Genomic DNA, 16126 nt, shown 5'->3' on the forward strand with positions numbered 1-16126 from the left:
AATAGGTTAAGATTTTTTTATAGAGTACAGAAATAATTAAGAGTAGTAAGCTTCCGCTCATAGTTTGTTAATGTAATATACGAACTTCAAGAATCAACCTCATTTTAGTCATAATTGTTTGTTTGATAAATGTTTTTTTACTGTTGTTACTACTTCTTCAAACGGTAATTGAATTGCTTGCATCGAAGTGACAAATTGTATAACTGCTTCATTTAATAATTCGGAGCGCACACGGTCCACTATGTGCGGATTGGTTGTAATTCTGCTTGGAACATTACGTTCTGTTATTATTAATTGCTCTTGTTCCATCTTTTTATAGGCTTTCTGAGCTGTGTTCGGATTGATACCTAATTTTGTAGCAAGCGCACGTCGTGAGGGAATTTCTTGTCCGCAGGTAAGTTCTCTGCTCGCAATTTGTTCCTTAAACCCATGAATGACTTGTAGATAGACTGGACTTCTCTGATCAAATTGCAAGACGTCACTCCTTCATCTAATATATTGTATAAAAACAGCAATACACATCACACCCGTATTATTATAATAATACAGATTTCAGTCAACATATTTTCTTACCTTACTTCATATAAGACTCTCCTCGTCCTTTCAAATGATCAAATCTATATCAATGAAAAAAGAATAATATATTATAAGACCAAAAGTAGTTCGGAATAGTACAAGAGTAAGCCCTCGTCGTCTTGCAACGTCCGTGCTTTATCCAATCAATAAAAGTGTTATGTTAATTGAGAACTTATCTTAATTTACTTGTGATAATTGTAGATTATCACAAGTAACTATTTGTTATACTGAATATAGAAATATTATGTAATACAATTATTAATTGCCCTATTTCATTTATACGTACGTATATAAAACATAATTTTATGTAATACAAAAATAATCGATGGTTTACTTAGCATACGAATAAAAAAGGCGTCAAAAGAGGAAGCGTTGAGTAGATCGATGGGAGGATAGACCATGAACGAAGAAGGAATGAATGAAGTCGTGATCAAAGAAGAAGCAACACTGGCATTTGCCGATAGCCGGGAAAAGTTGTTGGCGGTACTTGAAAATGATCACTTAAACATGAAAGCACTGAGCGACCTCGAGATCTTTGAACTGTTTTGGGCGACAGAATTATTTCCGATTTATAGCCAAAAAAGCCCGCATACCAAGCGGGCTTACAAACAAGATCTCGATTATATTCTGCGATTCTTTGTGACGAAGACCGAAGGTGTCAAGCAGCTGACGATCCTTAACCTGCACGAGTACTTAAAAGATGTACACGATCAGTATGCGCCGCGGACCGTTAAACGCCGTAATGCCATGCTGCGGCGTTTCCTGCGATTCCTACACATCAACGACTACCACGCGCGCGACCTGTCACTACAGGTGAAGGACCAGATGAAGCCGGAGCCGCTCCGCCGCGAAATCGACTTTGACGAGATGGAGGCGATTGCCCTCGCCTTCCGTCACACTGTGAAGCAGAAAAAGAACCGTGAGCTATTGCAGCTGCGGAACGAAACGATGGGCTACCTGTTGTTGACGACTGGAATGCGCGCTTCAGAATTACTATCTCTTCAGATCGGTCATATTCACGAGACTACTTCTATGAATTATATTGAATTTAAAGGCAAGCGAGAAAAATGGCGACGTGTTCCTTTATCTAATAACTCATTTCATTTGATACAACGTCTCGAAAAATTAAAGCAGTTCGAAGGAATAATGAATCCTCATATTTGCTTTAACTTACATTCAAATTGTAATTCTATTTCGTACGAAGCATTGAGATTAATAGCTAATTCAGCAGCTGAACAATTAAATTTTCAAAGTAATTCACCTCATTGGTTCCGGCGCTCGTTCATAACAAAATTATTAGCTAACGGTACCCCACTTTACGAAGTTATGAATATTTCTGGGCATGAATCAATCAACACTACTAACACGTACCTTCAACAGTTGAAAAATACTTACTTAAGTACATTACCTTATAAATAAAACATTTTCATTTAATTCATTTTTTTAAAAATAACGTCAATTTCAACATACTTTGCAATAATAATTATGTAATACTAATAAGTCATTAGGAGGATATAAATGACTAAAACACAAAATTCAAATTTCGGACGAATTGTGACATCAAAAAGGAGATTGAGCATTCTCTCGTGGTTGTTGCAAAATAATCGGACAAAATTCTTTGATAATCTATTCATTCAAAAATATTTATTTTTCTATGAATTAACCTCTTTTGTAGAGGGTCAAGATTATTCTTTCGATTACATGAAAGGATATCAAAGAGGACCTGTTTTCTCAGAACTTTATGGGGATTACAGATATAGAAGTGAAGCATTCTTTTTCGAAAGCGAAAATATCTTTGCTTCTGATACAAATGATACTTTCACCGTAAATGAGAGTATTGCAAAGTTTTCTTCTTTTATGGTATCAATATTCGATAATCATGAGCTTTCTCTTTTTACTCATGAATTTGATGTTTGGAAAGTAAAACAAACTGAAATTGAAGCACGCATGTCTGATCAAATTTCTCTTTCAGAACATGATATTTCTTTCGATGATATTTCTACAATAATAACTTTAAGAGAAGTTTATAATGATGACTATATTAATAATCTTGAAATAATAGAAATTTCAAAAAATAATCAAGTAGGAAATGAACGTAAGTGGATTTTTCTGATAAATAATGATGATTTAGTACGACTTGAATTAAGTGATTATGAACGTAGTTTGGAAAAGATTATACTTGATGCTTCGCAGCAAAATATTGAAAATCCTATTTACATTACTTTTGATGAAGTGGAGGGGTTTAGGGTTGATTAGTCCATCGGATGTAATAAAATTGCGTATTCCTTATCCTGATAAATCAGCAGAGCTAGCAAAGAGAACTCACATGTATGTTTGTGCTAAAAAACATGGAGACGATAAATTCCTTCTTTCTTGTCAAACTTTTAAGCCACACCACGCTCTTAAAAGAGTACCTAAGGTGATATTAAAAGTAGACTCGTCGGATACTGGTCACCCATTTAAAGTACCTACTACAATATCTTGCGATACATTCTTTAAGGTAGAACAGATTGTTCTTCCAAATAGTCTATTGTGTAATCCTTCTAGTTTAAACGCAGACATTTTCGGGCGTTTACAGCAAAATTTACAACATGGTCCATCTATCACAAGTATCAACTCATCATGGCTTATGCAGGTAGATAATGAAGTTAGAAGACACAACACCCCGTAAACTCCAAATTAATAACACAGAATATTTTCATTGACACTTATTTACTTATTTAAAAAAATAAAAATAAAATGCGATTTTTCTGGTAATGGACTAAGCCCTAGAGTTTGGACAGTTTAATTAAAGCGCCCTTAACGTTGTAAGCTGTTATAAGATGGCTTCGGTATTGTACCGGAGTCATCTTTTTTAGTTCCCATTGTCTTCGTTTGCTATTGCAATAATCAATGTAAGCATTGACCATGGCACAGACCTCATCGAGGTCAGATGCTAATTTATAATCGACATAATCTTTCAAGTGGCCGAAGAACGATTACATTGAGGTATTATCCAGGCACTTTACTCTACGAGACATGGATTGAAGCATTTCAACCTCACGAATGCGTGTTTGATAAGCCAGGATGCGAATAGTGGAATCTTTGATCGTAATGTATCACCATTTTTAAGTATACATTTTTTAAAAGTCATTCTGAGATTTAATTCGTTGTATGAAGCACAATTTCCATATGAAGGCTTTTCACTACACTATTTACCACACTTTCACGAGTAGCGATATCCCCCTCTCAAGAGAGATAAAAAGTTTGGCAGATCCAATTCGTAGATAAGTGATGTACGAAACGAATACCTTACCAGGCTCCTGCTGATCGAACCGACGGTCAAGTGGTTTGGTACAGTCTTATGTTCACATGTCGCTTTAGCGATTGTATGATAAGCGTTCTGCCTACGGATTTTCGTCACGATTCTAAACTTCCTCACGATACGCAAAATACGTTTATGATTCATCGGTCCCCCGATAAGATCAAGCATCTCCATGTAAAGACCACGATAGCAGATTTTTCCCTTATGACGATCATGAACACGTTTCAGAAGGAGGTAGTCCGCATAGTCGCGTTCTTTCCGAAGGAAAACACTATCCGTACGTGCGAGCCCGTCATAATAACCACTGCGGCTCACTTCAGTGAGCATACATAGATCCGTCACGAACCGACCCGACGATTGTTTTCGTAAGACAATATTGATTGCCTGATAGCGTTCAGATGCCGCTAGTTTCGGTACTTCGCCTCTCTTTCGAGAGCTTCGAGCTTTTTTAGTAATTCATTCTCCGCTGTGAGGTACTTGATTCGTGCTTCAGCTCTCGCAAGTCGTCGTTCGACGGAATCGTCTTTTTTCGGTCGACCTCCAAGATTTGATTTTCCACGTCTCTCATTCAAGAGTCCTTCTTCTCCATAAATACGATATGTCTTCCGCCACCGTTTCAGCGCTTCGATCGGCGTTTGCTTACCGATCATGGCCAGGTCAAAGTCGCTTACCAGCTAAATTCTCACGTACAGCGTGAATCCTAAATTCTCCTTTGTATTGAATCGTACGATCTGATACAGAGGCTACGTGAAGATTCGCTTCAAGTTGTCTGATTGGATCTGGATTGAAGGTGCGTCTGTTCATGAATAGTTCTCCCGTCTAAATTGAATAGGTACAGTATATCGATATCTTTAAACACAAAAAACCCCGAATGGGGTCTTTTATCAAGTGTCCACCATTCAGGGTTCAGTTCAGAAAAAGGAAATTATCAGCCATTTTATTAATCAGAAAGCGATTTTTCGAGTTAGAAATTGGTTAAATTCTAACTTATAATAAATTATTTACTTTCATCAGCTTCTATAGACTCATTTTTAATAATTTTTGATAATTTTGAAAATCCTTGCTGAGAGTTGAATGTACTGAACTTCCCTCCAATTATCCAATCATTTGAAACTACTTTTGAGTCATTAATGGTACGTTCGTACAACTTAATTGCATCAGATATACTTTCAGATGAGTTTAGAGATTCTTTAGCAATTATATGAAGGCTAAATAATCCAATCCCTTTCTGAATATTGAATTTTTTATTATATTTTGGACTTAAATATTCTTCGGATAAATTAAAACAATCACTCCATTTTCGAGAGTTTATTACCCAAATATTCTCAATAAACGCTTTAAATTCTTCTGTAAGTTTATCATCGTTACTATCTGCATCAAATATTAAACCTTTTTCATAAAATATTTTTTCCATAAAATCTTCGCATAATTGAATTAAAGATTTTTGGAAAGCATTGATACTTATAATTTTATAAGATTCACCTGGAGTCATGATAATACCATCGTACCAAAGAGAATTAGAATCTAAATTCAACTTTTTTGCTGCTCTCAAACTAACGTTTAAAGAATACTCTTTAATGTGTTTCAATATAAATATTCTTTTAGAATCTTCACTAATATCATCAATGTTTAAATCATTATCTTTACTCTCTGTTATAAGATCCAATATATTTAAAGCTAAATCGGTACTTACTTTTTTACCTTTACTATTTAGATTTATAAATGCCTCTATTTCTTGTTTTTTCTTACGATCTGTATCATTATCTACAATCATAATTGTGGTGGGTATTTCGATATTTTCAATTTTTTTATATTCACTTGGAAAATTTGATTTTAAAAACTTAAATCCCTCGATCCTATGTTGACCATCAACTATTCTTAATTTATCAGAAATAACTAACTTTTCAGTATCATTATTTATAAATTCTTTAGATACTGCTACTAAAATTGATTGTGGTAGTGTAAATGTATCTATATTATTTAAAATATATTTCCCGAACTTTTTATAGTGTGCTGATATTGGTGGTCTTTGATAACCCTCTTCTGTATCTGGTTGATATACATCTACAACATAATTTTCTAAAATTTCATGAATTTTTATTTTTGTTAAATAAAATTTTTTATTATTTTGAGTGAATTTTGTATAGCTGTTTATTATCATATTTAGTTTCCTTTCAAATCTAATTTTAGTTACTCAAATCCTTCGATTCTATCTATTAAAGACTTAACTATTTTATTCTTATCGTCTTCTGTTAAATGATTTTGATCTAATAAAGAAACAATTTCTTTTCTTTCGTCATCCTCTAATGGAATTAACCAATCACCATCGGTATTAAGCAATTCTTCAAACTGTTTAGAAACATTTTCATTATTGTTTGAAAAATATTTAAAGTTTATAGTTAGTAAGAAGTAGTCTTCAACATACTTTGTTATTGCGTCTATATTAGACTGGAGTTTAATAAAATCTAGATTTTCTGCAGTAAAGGCAAACAAAATTTTCAAAGATGCTATATCTTTTAATAAATCTGTTGTTTGATCGCCTAAAAACAACTCAAATTGTTTATTTTTGTTTAAAATTTTATTGAACACTTTTTTTAATGCATTTTGAATGATATCGAAAATAAGCTTTAGTCTCTTTTCTTCGTCATCTGCACTTAAATTTTTATTCATATCTGGTGCAATATCTTCATGCAGTAAATTAAATGTGTCACTAAATGGTTTATACAACAAATCAATAAATTCTACGAAAGCTCCCATTTTATCTACATTTTTTATTTTATAAAAAACTATAAAAGCTATCATCCAATGAATATTCCCATTTCTTATTTGTTGAGAAACGTGTTTATTAATTTCGTAGCAAAAATAGCTTCTTTCATGATTATTATTTATTAGGCATGCTTCAATGTTTTCGAAGTCTTCTGTAGATATTTCAATTTGATCCAAATTATGTAACATAGCCATTTTAAAAAATCCAACAAAATTAACAGGATCATAGTTATTGATTTTAGTAATCAATTGATATACGTCTCTTAGATCAATGGAAACTCCTAATACAGAATCAATCATAGGTTGTATATGTAAATTCAGTTCTTGAATAAAGTAATCAGTTTTTCTTACATTACCATTAATATCTTTTTGTGACACTAAGTGACTTTGTATACTTTCTAATTCACCGTCCACAAGGTGAAGCAACTCACTCATATTATTTAATATTTTGGTGAAAAAATCTTCATCTTTATTGAAATTATAATTTTTATACATTATTTCATGTTCAATTTCTCCCCAAAACATGTGTACTAGTGACTTTAATTGTAATTCAACATTCATCATTGAGTCTGCATCAACCCATTTACATTCCATTCGAAATATATCTTTTTCATTTTTTTGTTTTTCAGGTTGATTTTGATGTGCAATTGCTAGGTAATCTTCAGATACATCACCATTAACAACAAAATATTTTTTACCATTAATCTCCTTTTCCACACAAAAAACTCTTCTTAATTCTTCATAAAGCTTTATTTCATGACTATCTAATAAGCATGTTAATCTAATACCAATAGGATCTTTTAAATTATCGATTAAACCTTGTATGTTAGTTTTATAATTAATGTAATCATTTTTCCTAATTATTTTTTCTCCTAAACTTTGAGCAGACTTCACTCTAGAAGATAAATTTACATTGCTTAAATTTATTTCAGATAAAAAATTATCCTCAAGAAATTTTTCGATTAGTAATTTTTTTTCATCATAATCATTTTTTTTTGTTTCATATTCTTTTTGAACATTATTAATATATATTTTTATACTAGTCATATAAAACAATCCACCTTTATTTAATAAAATTATGAAATAACATATACACCCAATAAAAATTTGAAAAATACAAATAATTACTATAATTGTAACATGTTTAATTAATAAAAAGCGATTACCTTTAATTGTTTGACTTAAACCCTAAATGGTGAGTACTTGATATAAAATCTATATTCAGTTTTTATGATTAAAGATATCGATATACTGTATTTATTCAATATAGACAAGAGAACTATTCATGAACAATCGAAATATATTCCTACTATTCGTGATTGCTACCATTTATCTGTTACTTTTTACTATAGCCTTTTAAATTTTAGTTGGTCTATTTGTTTGTATCTATTTAAAGATCGAGCGTAAAAAAGGTTCATTATCTTATCCGGACTGTTTTGTTACGGTCATATCTTATACTAGACGATCCTAATTATCATTTTTTTCTTTGATAATATCTTAATATACAAGCGCTTCGATTTTGCAGAGCGATTACGTGACCTAGAACTCCGAATTATTGATGTTTGCAATGTAGTAAAGCTTATCTTGCGTAATCATCGTATGAGAACTATTAAGCGGTAATTATGTTGTCTTCTCTCTTCGTGTTGATTACTTGATTTGTTTTGTCTTAAAGTTATACGTGCTCTATTTGATGATTTTATTACTTTTTTAATAAAAACGTACCAAATTAATCAATGATTCATTTTCTTTTCCATACTAGCATTGGAGTTCTGCACAACTGTGTAAGAGTTAAGTGTTTTGATACGTTAAATGCCTTTGTCATTATCTAAGTAATGACTCATTCTTTTCTCCTCTACCGCATCTTGCCCAATTTCCCGATAGACAGTCCTATGTGTATCAACTACGACAAACAGCCTTTTCTGATTACTTTTAAGTGGCTTAGATTAGTGTAAGTCTATTTCCATAAAAATTATCGACTATATTTACTCAGAAATGGCTTATATTTTATTCACATTAGTAATCGAGCATTGCAAGCGATTTTTTTAAGAAGAACTATAAATTTTCAATCTATTTCCTCTTGTAAATATATACAATAAAAATACAAATATTTTTAAAAGAACTAAACTTATGACTATCCGAAAAGTATTTATTTCTCGTCATGATTGCAATCGTCTATCTTTTACTCTTCACTTTCACCTTTTGGAGTTTCATTGGCTTATTGATTTCAGCAATTGGTCTATATTTTTACTTTTAATCAAGGCTTCGAAATCCAGTGAAACATCCAACCTTTGTCGTTTTGCTAGGCGTATTCATTGCTTTTGCAATTTCTATCTATATGATAGATAGAATAAATGAGCCTCAAAAAATAGAAGTCGGATCTTCTACCAAAGAAACAAAGATATTGGAATCATTAAAGAAAGAGTCAAAAGAGTTAGAAATGTCTTTAAAGGACACACAACTTAAACTAAAAAAGCAGCAACAAGAAACAAAAAAATTGAAAAATGAATTAGTATGGAAAAAAATACGTCTGCAAACAGTTGAAAGCTATCAAGATGAAGCAGGTAAACGCTCTGCTCTTGAGAGTGAACTCAAAGAAGAAGAAACAAAACGAATTGCTCCCGAAGAGAAAGTCAATGGACTTGAATCATCCTTATCAAGTATTGAATCGACAGTAGCGTTGGAAAATCTAGCTACTGATGAATAATATGTAGAAGAAGATATGACAACAGATCTAGAATTCGATCCATATGGCGCAGACTGAGATTGTAGAGATTTTTCCAGTGCACAGGCCGCTCAAGATTTTTATCTTGTTGCCGGAGGCTCTATGGATGATCCCCATGACTTAGATCGTGATAACGACGGAAATGCTTGCGATTGGAATTGACAAGCGTGTATGAATTTTCTTGCGCATTATAATTGATAGATCTACTTAAGATAAAATAAATGATTAAATTTCCCAAACAACCATGTGGTAAGTGAAATAACAAAAAGTATGCGCCGGCGCATACTTTTTGTTATTTCATATTATTTTTGATGATACTAAACGCGTTTCAATTATTAATTAAAAATAATTCATCTATAATTTAAAGATGTACATAAAAACTTCCGTTGTGTTTAACGTAAAGGAGAATCCATTGAAACTTGAACGATTACTGACTATTATTTTTAAGTTACTCCATCGCTCTACCATTTCTGCTTCACAACTAGCTGAAGAATTAAATGTCTCTCAGAGAACAATTTATAGAGATATCGAAACCATTAGTGCAGCTGGTATTCCTGTTGTCTCATACCATGGAACAAACGGTGGATTTGGTATTATAGAGAATTACAAATGGGATAAAACTTTTTTAGACGCTTCTTCTATGCTTGAGGTGTTGTCTTTAGTCAAAAATTTATGGAATCAATTAAATGATCAAGATCTTAAAAAGACAGTTGATCGTCTATCCATTCTCACATCAGAAGAACAAAAGAATCATCTGCATATTGATTTAATTCACTTCTCAGTCGATCCCTCTTTTTTAATCGATCTTCAAAAAAGCATTAAAGAATCAACACGTGTCTGTTTTCAGTATATTAGCTCTCAAAATGAATAGACTACTCGAGAGGTAGATCCTCTTTCACTACAATATAAGTTCCGAACGTGGTATCTATACGCTTATTGCCATTTAAGAAACGACTATCGCGAGTTTAAAGTCTCACATATACTTAACCTTGAGAGACTAACAACCCCAATTAAGAACGCTCATCGTTTACCCAAGGAGCTACCAGTAGTTGTCCATCCAAAAGAGCGTGTCATTTTACGTGTCCATCCTCAATCCATTCACTTGGTACTAAATCATTTTCAACATGACTCTATGATGCAAGAGGAAGATGGTAGTATCACAGTGATATTAATGTTACCTACACCATTACATGCAGAATGGCTCATTAACATATTGTTAAGTTTCCGATCAGGCGTAGTAGTCATTCAACCTTTATACTTACAAGACGTCTTAAAAAACGAAGCTAAAAAAATAATGAATTTATATGAGGATATATGACAATCAGTTGTCATATATCCTTTTTTATACTGAACGTAGTTAGATAACGATTACTACTACAACTAAAGGAGCGATTTGAATGAACGCTGGAAAAACGATGTATTCTTATCATGAATGGGCAATGAGCACGATGTTAGATCATCTAAATGAATTGCCGAAAGAAGTTATAAAAAAGGAGATCAAAAGCTCTTATCCCACTATTGCTAAAACCCTCAGCCATATCCTTGCTGTTGATACCATGTGGATTCAGATATTAAAAAAAGCAGATTTTCAACACGCATTGGAAGAAGCAATGACTCAATTACCAACTACTGATGCGTATACAGTAGATGAATTTAAAGTTGCATTTAAAGAACTAGCCTTACAGTATCAAACCTTCATGTACGAGAATCTGATCTCGCTGTGATGATAGATGTAAATAATCCTTGGTCTGGTCCACGGCAAACGACGTTTGAAGAAATTCTTTTACACGTATCTAATCATGGGACGTATCATCTAGGTAATATTACTACTATGCTTAGACAACAAAATGAAATTTCACTCATGATAGATTATTCTATTTTTTGGTATAAAGATAAAACAGTTAAATTATAAAGGATCATAATAATGTTTAATAATCAATTAGAAATTATTGTTTTTAAGAAATAAAAGTGTGCGCCAGCGCACGCTTTTTTCAGACTGAAGACAAAGTGCAATTTTTCTTTAGCGAGAATGATTGTGCTTTTTTATTCTTCATGAATCGTTTGTTGGGGACAATCATCGCGTCCTTCGCTTTTCTGCAGAGTCGCAATCACAGAAAAGTCATTCATCGTCATCTCTGGCAAGAAGCGATGGATAAAATAGAATATCTCAGGCATATAGGTTTGAATCGCACGCTGTACCGAAAGCGTCAAGAAACAATTGAGCATGTATCCGCAGACACCAAAGAGAAGCATAGCATGCGTTGGATCCGCTATCGGGGTCTGAAAAAAACGACGCTTCAAGCGATGCTTACTTTTATTGTCTTGAATCTCAAAAAGCTTACGCATTAGTCTTGGTATTCTACAGGGATCCCATTTCTTCACTACGCTTTAGTAGGAATTACATACAACAAATCCTCATTTCAATTACGAAATGAGGATTTATCTACAATTTAAAAAAGTGTGCGCCGGCGCACACTTTTTGTTTTAGACATCTAATATCAATAAAAAATTCATATAATAACACACATTTTTTTCAGTTAGACAATTAATAATAACTTCAAAAGTTTGTTTCACGTGAAACATTCATTTTAAAATTTCGTTCAAGGATGTTTATTAATAGCTGTCAATTAGATAAAAAGCGTGCGCCGGCGCACGCTTTTTATCTAATTTCCCCACTCTTCTTCAGACATGCTATGCTAGCTATATCGAATTAAGGGGGCGTGCATTATGGACTCTACCTCATCCGTCCAACATAGACAACTTGTTGTATCTCAAGCAGCGAAAACATTGCTCGAGAACGATGTTACCAAACAACTAATCTCCATCGATATCATTGATGTCGAAGTCTATGTCAATCAACTCTATGAAGAATATTATGAATTTCAAAATGAAGAAGATGTTTATACCAAGCTCCGTTATTATTCCTTTAAGAAATTAAAACGGCGCTGGGTACGGGCAGCCGTAAAAAACTATGTAGAGAATAAAGGTCCGATGAAAGAACTACGAGGACTTCAAAAAATGTACCTTGAGTATTGGGATATTGCGGGAAAAGAAGGATTTCAGCGAAAGTTCTTAGCTGATAGTGTTGAGAAATTGATGCAAGAACACATACAGGAACTTGAGGAATGGGCTGAAAATAATAACTTACTGATCCATACGTATCCGCACTGGGGACAAAAAACGAAGAATCAGCAAATGACAACGATGCGGACTGATATTCTAATGGTTATTGGCGAGGTTGCGAAGGAATTGAAACGTGCGCAACCAAAAGCACACGTTGCCACTTCTACCTCGATTACGGTACCGTTCTTTGGAATCGCTGATCGCATGAAAAATACGACGGAAAAGTTCAATCAAGGGGACAGTATGTTGACTGACTTATCTCTTGACCTCCACGACTTCTCCGCTGTCGTCCCTAAATACAAACAAGGTATCCCGACGAATTTATCGGTTCTCGTCAGTAACGAGTTTCTTGCAGAACTCGACGGAAAAGTACCGGACCTTGATGCCCGTGATTTTGAGGCCTTTAACGAAATTCTGTCATATCGCGATGTGACGTTTCAAACGAGTCGAAAAATCGTCTTCCCAATCTCAAAACTTGTTAAAAAGATCTATGGAAACGATAGCGGGAAAAGCTATACTCTCACAACACAACGTCTTGTAAAACTCGGTTATTATCGCGTAGCCGTTAGAAATGAGGAAGGAGACCTCTCGATCTTTGGTCTCTTCTCCTCTGTTAAAATTAGTAATGCTTCTTCTGTTAAGCGTGACACACAAATCACTGTCACCGTCTCAGAGGAAGTCTATGATGATTTATTAAAACAACAGATCATCAGTATCTATGGAGAACAGATTGAGCGATTAAAAGGAACGTTCGCTTACCATCTATCCTTTGTACTTCAAAAGGAACGACTTAACTCTTATCAGTTAAACGAAGCAATGCCCGCGAAACGGCATTGGCGTCAGTTTACACACTCAATTCGATTTAATAAGAGTCGAAAAGCAGAAAACTTGAAAGAGCTTGAAACCAATTTGGATCGCATTAAAGAACTTGATTTTATCATTCAAGATTGGCATCGATCTGGTGACTACTATTTCTTGTACTTCCATCCCTTAGAACGCTGGGAACATGATGATCGCAGGAATGCCCTTCTATTATAAGTAACATAGAGTCGTATAAATAAAGCGATTTTACTACGTTATTCATGGATTCAAATAAAAGAGTGTACGAGATAATTCATCTCGTATACTCTTTTTAATTCTAGTTATGCCGATCATTGAAACTCGATGCTAGTCATTCACCGTGTATCCTGATATGTACTATATACCTTGTCGTGATCTTTTTAAATCATGATTCGTTATCGTGTAATTTTGACATCGATAAAATTGGTCGTTTTATGAATACTTCACAAGGGACTCTACAATCAGTATAAGCAGAAGTCAGCACACATTCATTCTTATATTCTGCACTAATTACATTCTCCCATTAGAAGAAACGTGCATACTCACAAACTGTAAAGTAGTACCAAAAAAAATGGTCGTATGTGAAGTAAAAATAAAATAAGAACATATGTTCTTTATTAGTTTTTTATCTTCTTCTCTTTATACAAACTTATGTAAAATTAGATGAAATATTCTCCAGAACCTCTTCTGATCGTACATGTCGAATCGTGTCGGAAAACGACCATTTTTCAAATTCAGACATCATTTACCGTACTGAAACGGCGCTTTTTCTTTTATTTTTAGCATTTGTGTCGGATTTGACCGTACCGAAACAACACTTTATCTATTTAGGTCGCTGATCACCGTACCAAAACAACAGTTTTATAGTTTTGGTCGTTGATTGCCGTACCAGAATGACACTTCTGCACTTTAGAACACTTTTTAAAAATTATTTTAAAGCGACTGTCTTATTCATTTGGTCGTCATATACCGTACTCAAACGACACTTTTGGACATTTTAGTCGCTCTATCCCGTACTGAAATAACACTTTTAATCATTTGGTCGTAATGTACCGTACCAAAATGACATATTGCATCGCTATATGTATGAATTTACTTAAGAAAAACCTCTAGAAAGCGCATCATATAAGGATTTTAGAGATTCTGGTCGTTTTTGACCGTACTGAAATGACATCTTTTTTTCACCTGAAAACGGCTTCATATCAACGTTTGTAGAACATTGGTCGTTTTTGACCGTACCGAAAACGCGTTTTGACAGTTTCTTTTCTGAACAGGATACTAGTAATAATAGTTAAGAGTAGGGGAGGTGTAGGTATGTCATTTCAACACGAAAATCGTCACGTATTGGTCGCTAACAAATTACTGATCGCGATGAGCGGCTTAACACGTTGGACAAAGCGTCAAGACAGTTTCTTATATGAACAGCATCACTATAACATTCCAGGACCTTTCCTGGAATTAAAGTGGACAAAATCTCGCATTCGTCATTTGTTGACGCTTTTATCGCATTGCGATGATCAAGGCGTTCTCTCATTAATGGAAAGTGAAGTATTGGCTCACTATGCGCGTACTTCAGTTCGATCGTTACACAATAACCTACGCCTTTTTGAATCTGCTGGACTTATTCGCTACTCGATTCATTTCTCCGGAGTCGTCACCATTGAACTCGTAGATTATCTCGAAAACTACCGTGATCTTTTTGAAGAAGGCGGTACGTATAAATCGAAGACTGGTTATACGTCTCTTTGGTGTGGGATGGTGCGCCAACTGATGGATATTGATCATGTGAATATCCTTCGTGTCGCGTTACGTGCTCTTGTTCAAGTAGAGCGGGACGTGAATGTCCAGTCTCAGGAGAAAGCGACTTTAACCTATGATGAAGTACGCGGATTCCTACCGCGTTACTGTGGACACCGTTTGGCTGTAAAAGGCATGCTCGATCAACTATCTCAGTTCTTTAATGTGCATTTGGTTGAGAACACGAAAGACTTCTTATCTGCAGTCAAAGAGAACATCTCACTTAAGAAGCGCATACATACTGTAACACGTCCTTTAATGTTTCACGTGAAACTCGAAGACCAGATCAATAGTAAGCGTATCCGGGAAGCTGAACGAGCAAGTACGTTGATTAGCTGGTTCGACCTGCGCGAAGTCGCTCGTGACTATGTAGATTTCGATGCACTAGAAGTTCCACAAACATCGCTGCAGGCATTAAGTGATACGTACGGATTTGCTGCTTGTGATGAAGTCATTCGTTCGATTCGAAACGATTTCTATCAATACGGCGGACGTCTAGAAGATGCAGAACTCTATCGTCTCTTCTTTGAATCACCAATCCTCTATCTAAATGAACGACTCCGAGTCGTATCGGAAAAATTGGCCATTGCATGATGGTCTATTTGTCATGCTTTTTTTTGAAAATAGTCGTGAAAAGACAACAAATCCGCGTCATTTTAAGTCTTTTTGATCGAATTCATCATCATGTTACTCATTTCATTGATCTATCTAAGTACAATTTCAATATGCCATACGATTTAGGAAAAAAAACAAATTTTATTGTTAAAAAAAAAGATTGTTAAGTTATTTATTCAATAGATTTTGAACGAAATCATTGCATGGAATCATAAAAACAGTGCTTCTTGAATTTCTACAAATTGTGATGTTCGTTTCCCGAATCGCAAAATATCTTGTTTTTGTTGGTATTACAGGCTTGAGGAGGTGAAGCCTTTTTCTAATTCTTATTAATTCTTTATTAATCTTTTTAATCTCTTCCAATGTGTTAAATCATAATAATC

At 34.1% G+C, this 16126-nt stretch carries 14 protein-coding genes and 3 pseudogenes; 12 read left to right on the forward strand and 5 right to left on the reverse strand.

Annotated elements, in window-relative coordinates; translation table 11 throughout:
* Positions 1–108 precede the first annotated feature (108 nt).
* Positions 109–474: a GntR family transcriptional regulator gene (locus ACP26N_RS16285; protein WP_426355435.1), complete on the reverse strand. Its 366-nt coding sequence runs from the start codon at positions 472–474 to the stop codon at positions 109–111.
* 501 nt (positions 475–975) lie between these two features.
* Between ACP26N_RS16285 and ACP26N_RS16290 the strand changes: the two genes are divergently transcribed.
* The 3 genes from ACP26N_RS16290 (at position 976) to ACP26N_RS16300 (ending at position 3247) form a co-directional block, all read left to right on the forward strand.
* On the forward strand, positions 976–1995 hold the full coding sequence (locus ACP26N_RS16290) for a tyrosine-type recombinase/integrase (RefSeq protein WP_426355437.1): 1020 nt from the start codon (positions 976–978) through the stop codon (positions 1993–1995).
* A 99-nt stretch (positions 1996–2094) separates the two neighbouring features.
* On the forward strand, positions 2095–2832 hold the full coding sequence (locus ACP26N_RS16295; protein WP_426355439.1) for a hypothetical protein: 738 nt from the start codon (positions 2095–2097) through the stop codon (positions 2830–2832).
* Positions 2825–3247 carry a hypothetical protein gene (locus ACP26N_RS16300; protein ID WP_426355440.1) on the forward strand — a complete coding sequence of 141 codons (423 nt, stop codon included), beginning with the start codon at positions 2825–2827 and terminating at the stop codon, positions 3245–3247. Before ACP26N_RS16295 ends, ACP26N_RS16300 begins: the two co-directional genes overlap by 8 nt.
* Positions 3248–3344: 97 nt before the next feature.
* Here ACP26N_RS16300 and ACP26N_RS16305 read toward each other — a convergent pair.
* From ACP26N_RS16305 to ACP26N_RS16320, 4 genes and pseudogenes are all read right to left on the reverse strand, one after another.
* Positions 3345–3542, reverse strand: a pseudogene (locus tag ACP26N_RS16305) (IS3 family transposase); the annotation flags it as partial.
* Between the two features lie 239 nt (positions 3543–3781).
* Positions 3782–4207 carry an IS3 family transposase gene (locus ACP26N_RS16310; RefSeq protein ID WP_426355441.1) on the reverse strand — a complete coding sequence of 142 codons (426 nt, stop codon included), beginning with the start codon at positions 4205–4207 and terminating at the stop codon, positions 3782–3784.
* A gap of 670 nt (positions 4208–4877) precedes the next feature.
* Complete coding sequence (locus ACP26N_RS16315) at positions 4878–6041, reverse strand: DGQHR domain-containing protein (RefSeq protein WP_426355443.1); 1164 nt, start codon at positions 6039–6041, stop codon at positions 4878–4880.
* A gap of 29 nt (positions 6042–6070) precedes the next feature.
* The gene (locus ACP26N_RS16320) at positions 6071–7693 is read right to left on the reverse strand and encodes a hypothetical protein (protein ID WP_426355445.1); all 1623 of its coding nucleotides are present in this window, start codon (positions 7691–7693) and stop codon (positions 6071–6073) included.
* Between the two features lie 1225 nt (positions 7694–8918).
* On the opposite strand from ACP26N_RS16320, the gene ACP26N_RS16325 reads away from it, so the two are divergent.
* The 9 genes and pseudogenes from ACP26N_RS16325 to ACP26N_RS16365 all read left to right on the forward strand — a co-directional run bounded on the left by ACP26N_RS16325 (position 8919) and on the right by ACP26N_RS16365 (position 15722).
* Positions 8919–9350, forward strand: coding sequence for a hypothetical protein (locus tag ACP26N_RS16325; RefSeq protein WP_426355447.1), 432 nt, complete (start codon positions 8919–8921; stop codon positions 9348–9350).
* Positions 9351–9419: 69 nt separating this feature from the next.
* Positions 9420–9530: pseudogene (locus tag ACP26N_RS16330) on the forward strand (hypothetical protein); the annotation flags it as partial.
* Between the two features lie 250 nt (positions 9531–9780).
* A complete protein-coding gene (locus tag ACP26N_RS16335) occupies positions 9781–10239 on the forward strand; it encodes a helix-turn-helix transcriptional regulator (RefSeq protein WP_426355449.1) in 459 nt (152 codons plus the stop codon).
* Between the two features lie 12 nt (positions 10240–10251).
* Positions 10252–10686: pseudogene (locus ACP26N_RS16340) on the forward strand (WYL domain-containing protein); the annotation flags it as partial.
* A 79-nt stretch (positions 10687–10765) separates the two neighbouring features.
* Entirely contained in the window at positions 10766–11092 is a 327-nt protein-coding gene (locus ACP26N_RS16345) for a DinB family protein (protein WP_426355450.1), read from the forward strand.
* On the forward strand, positions 11092–11280 hold the full coding sequence (locus ACP26N_RS16350; protein WP_426355452.1) for a DinB family protein: 189 nt from the start codon (positions 11092–11094) through the stop codon (positions 11278–11280). The genes ACP26N_RS16345 and ACP26N_RS16350 overlap by 1 nt, the downstream gene beginning before the upstream one ends.
* A gap of 236 nt (positions 11281–11516) precedes the next feature.
* Positions 11517–11717 (forward strand): transposase, encoded by a 201-nt coding sequence (locus tag ACP26N_RS16355; protein WP_426355528.1) that lies wholly within the window; start codon positions 11517–11519, stop codon positions 11715–11717.
* A 378-nt stretch (positions 11718–12095) separates the two neighbouring features.
* Positions 12096–13529 carry a hypothetical protein gene (locus tag ACP26N_RS16360; RefSeq protein ID WP_426355454.1) on the forward strand — a complete coding sequence of 478 codons (1434 nt, stop codon included), beginning with the start codon at positions 12096–12098 and terminating at the stop codon, positions 13527–13529.
* 1116 nt (positions 13530–14645) lie between these two features.
* Positions 14646–15722, forward strand: a complete 1077-nt coding sequence (locus tag ACP26N_RS16365) for a hypothetical protein (RefSeq protein ID WP_426355456.1) — start codon at positions 14646–14648, stop codon at positions 15720–15722.
* Positions 15723–16126 lie beyond the last annotated feature (404 nt).

Source organism: Exiguobacterium sp. R-39, from assembly GCF_049942815.1.
Lineage (GTDB): Bacteria > Bacillota > Bacilli > Exiguobacteriales > Exiguobacteriaceae > Exiguobacterium_A.

What these genes read in the sequence shown, in the direction of transcription:
- ACP26N_RS16310 (WP_426355441.1), bottom strand. Translation starts at nt 4,207, where the DNA reads ATGCTCACTGAAGTGAGCCGCAGTGGTTATTATGACGGGCTCGCACGT.
- ACP26N_RS16360 (WP_426355454.1), top strand. Translation starts at nt 12,096, where the DNA reads ATGGACTCTACCTCATCCGTCCAACATAGACAACTTGTTGTATCTCAA.
- ACP26N_RS16290 (WP_426355437.1), top strand. Translation starts at nt 976, where the DNA reads ATGAACGAAGAAGGAATGAATGAAGTCGTGATCAAAGAAGAAGCAACA.
- ACP26N_RS16315 (WP_426355443.1), bottom strand. Translation starts at nt 6,041, where the DNA reads ATGATAATAAACAGCTATACAAAATTCACTCAAAATAATAAAAAATTT.
- ACP26N_RS16345 (WP_426355450.1), top strand. Translation starts at nt 10,766, where the DNA reads ATGAACGCTGGAAAAACGATGTATTCTTATCATGAATGGGCAATGAGC.
- ACP26N_RS16355 (WP_426355528.1), top strand. Translation starts at nt 11,517, where the DNA reads ATGGATAAAATAGAATATCTCAGGCATATAGGTTTGAATCGCACGCTG.
- ACP26N_RS16350 (WP_426355452.1), top strand. Translation starts at nt 11,092, where the DNA reads ATGATAGATGTAAATAATCCTTGGTCTGGTCCACGGCAAACGACGTTT.
- ACP26N_RS16320 (WP_426355445.1), bottom strand. Translation starts at nt 7,693, where the DNA reads ATGACTAGTATAAAAATATATATTAATAATGTTCAAAAAGAATATGAA.
- ACP26N_RS16365 (WP_426355456.1), top strand. Translation starts at nt 14,646, where the DNA reads ATGTCATTTCAACACGAAAATCGTCACGTATTGGTCGCTAACAAATTA.
- ACP26N_RS16295 (WP_426355439.1), top strand. Translation starts at nt 2,095, where the DNA reads ATGACTAAAACACAAAATTCAAATTTCGGACGAATTGTGACATCAAAA.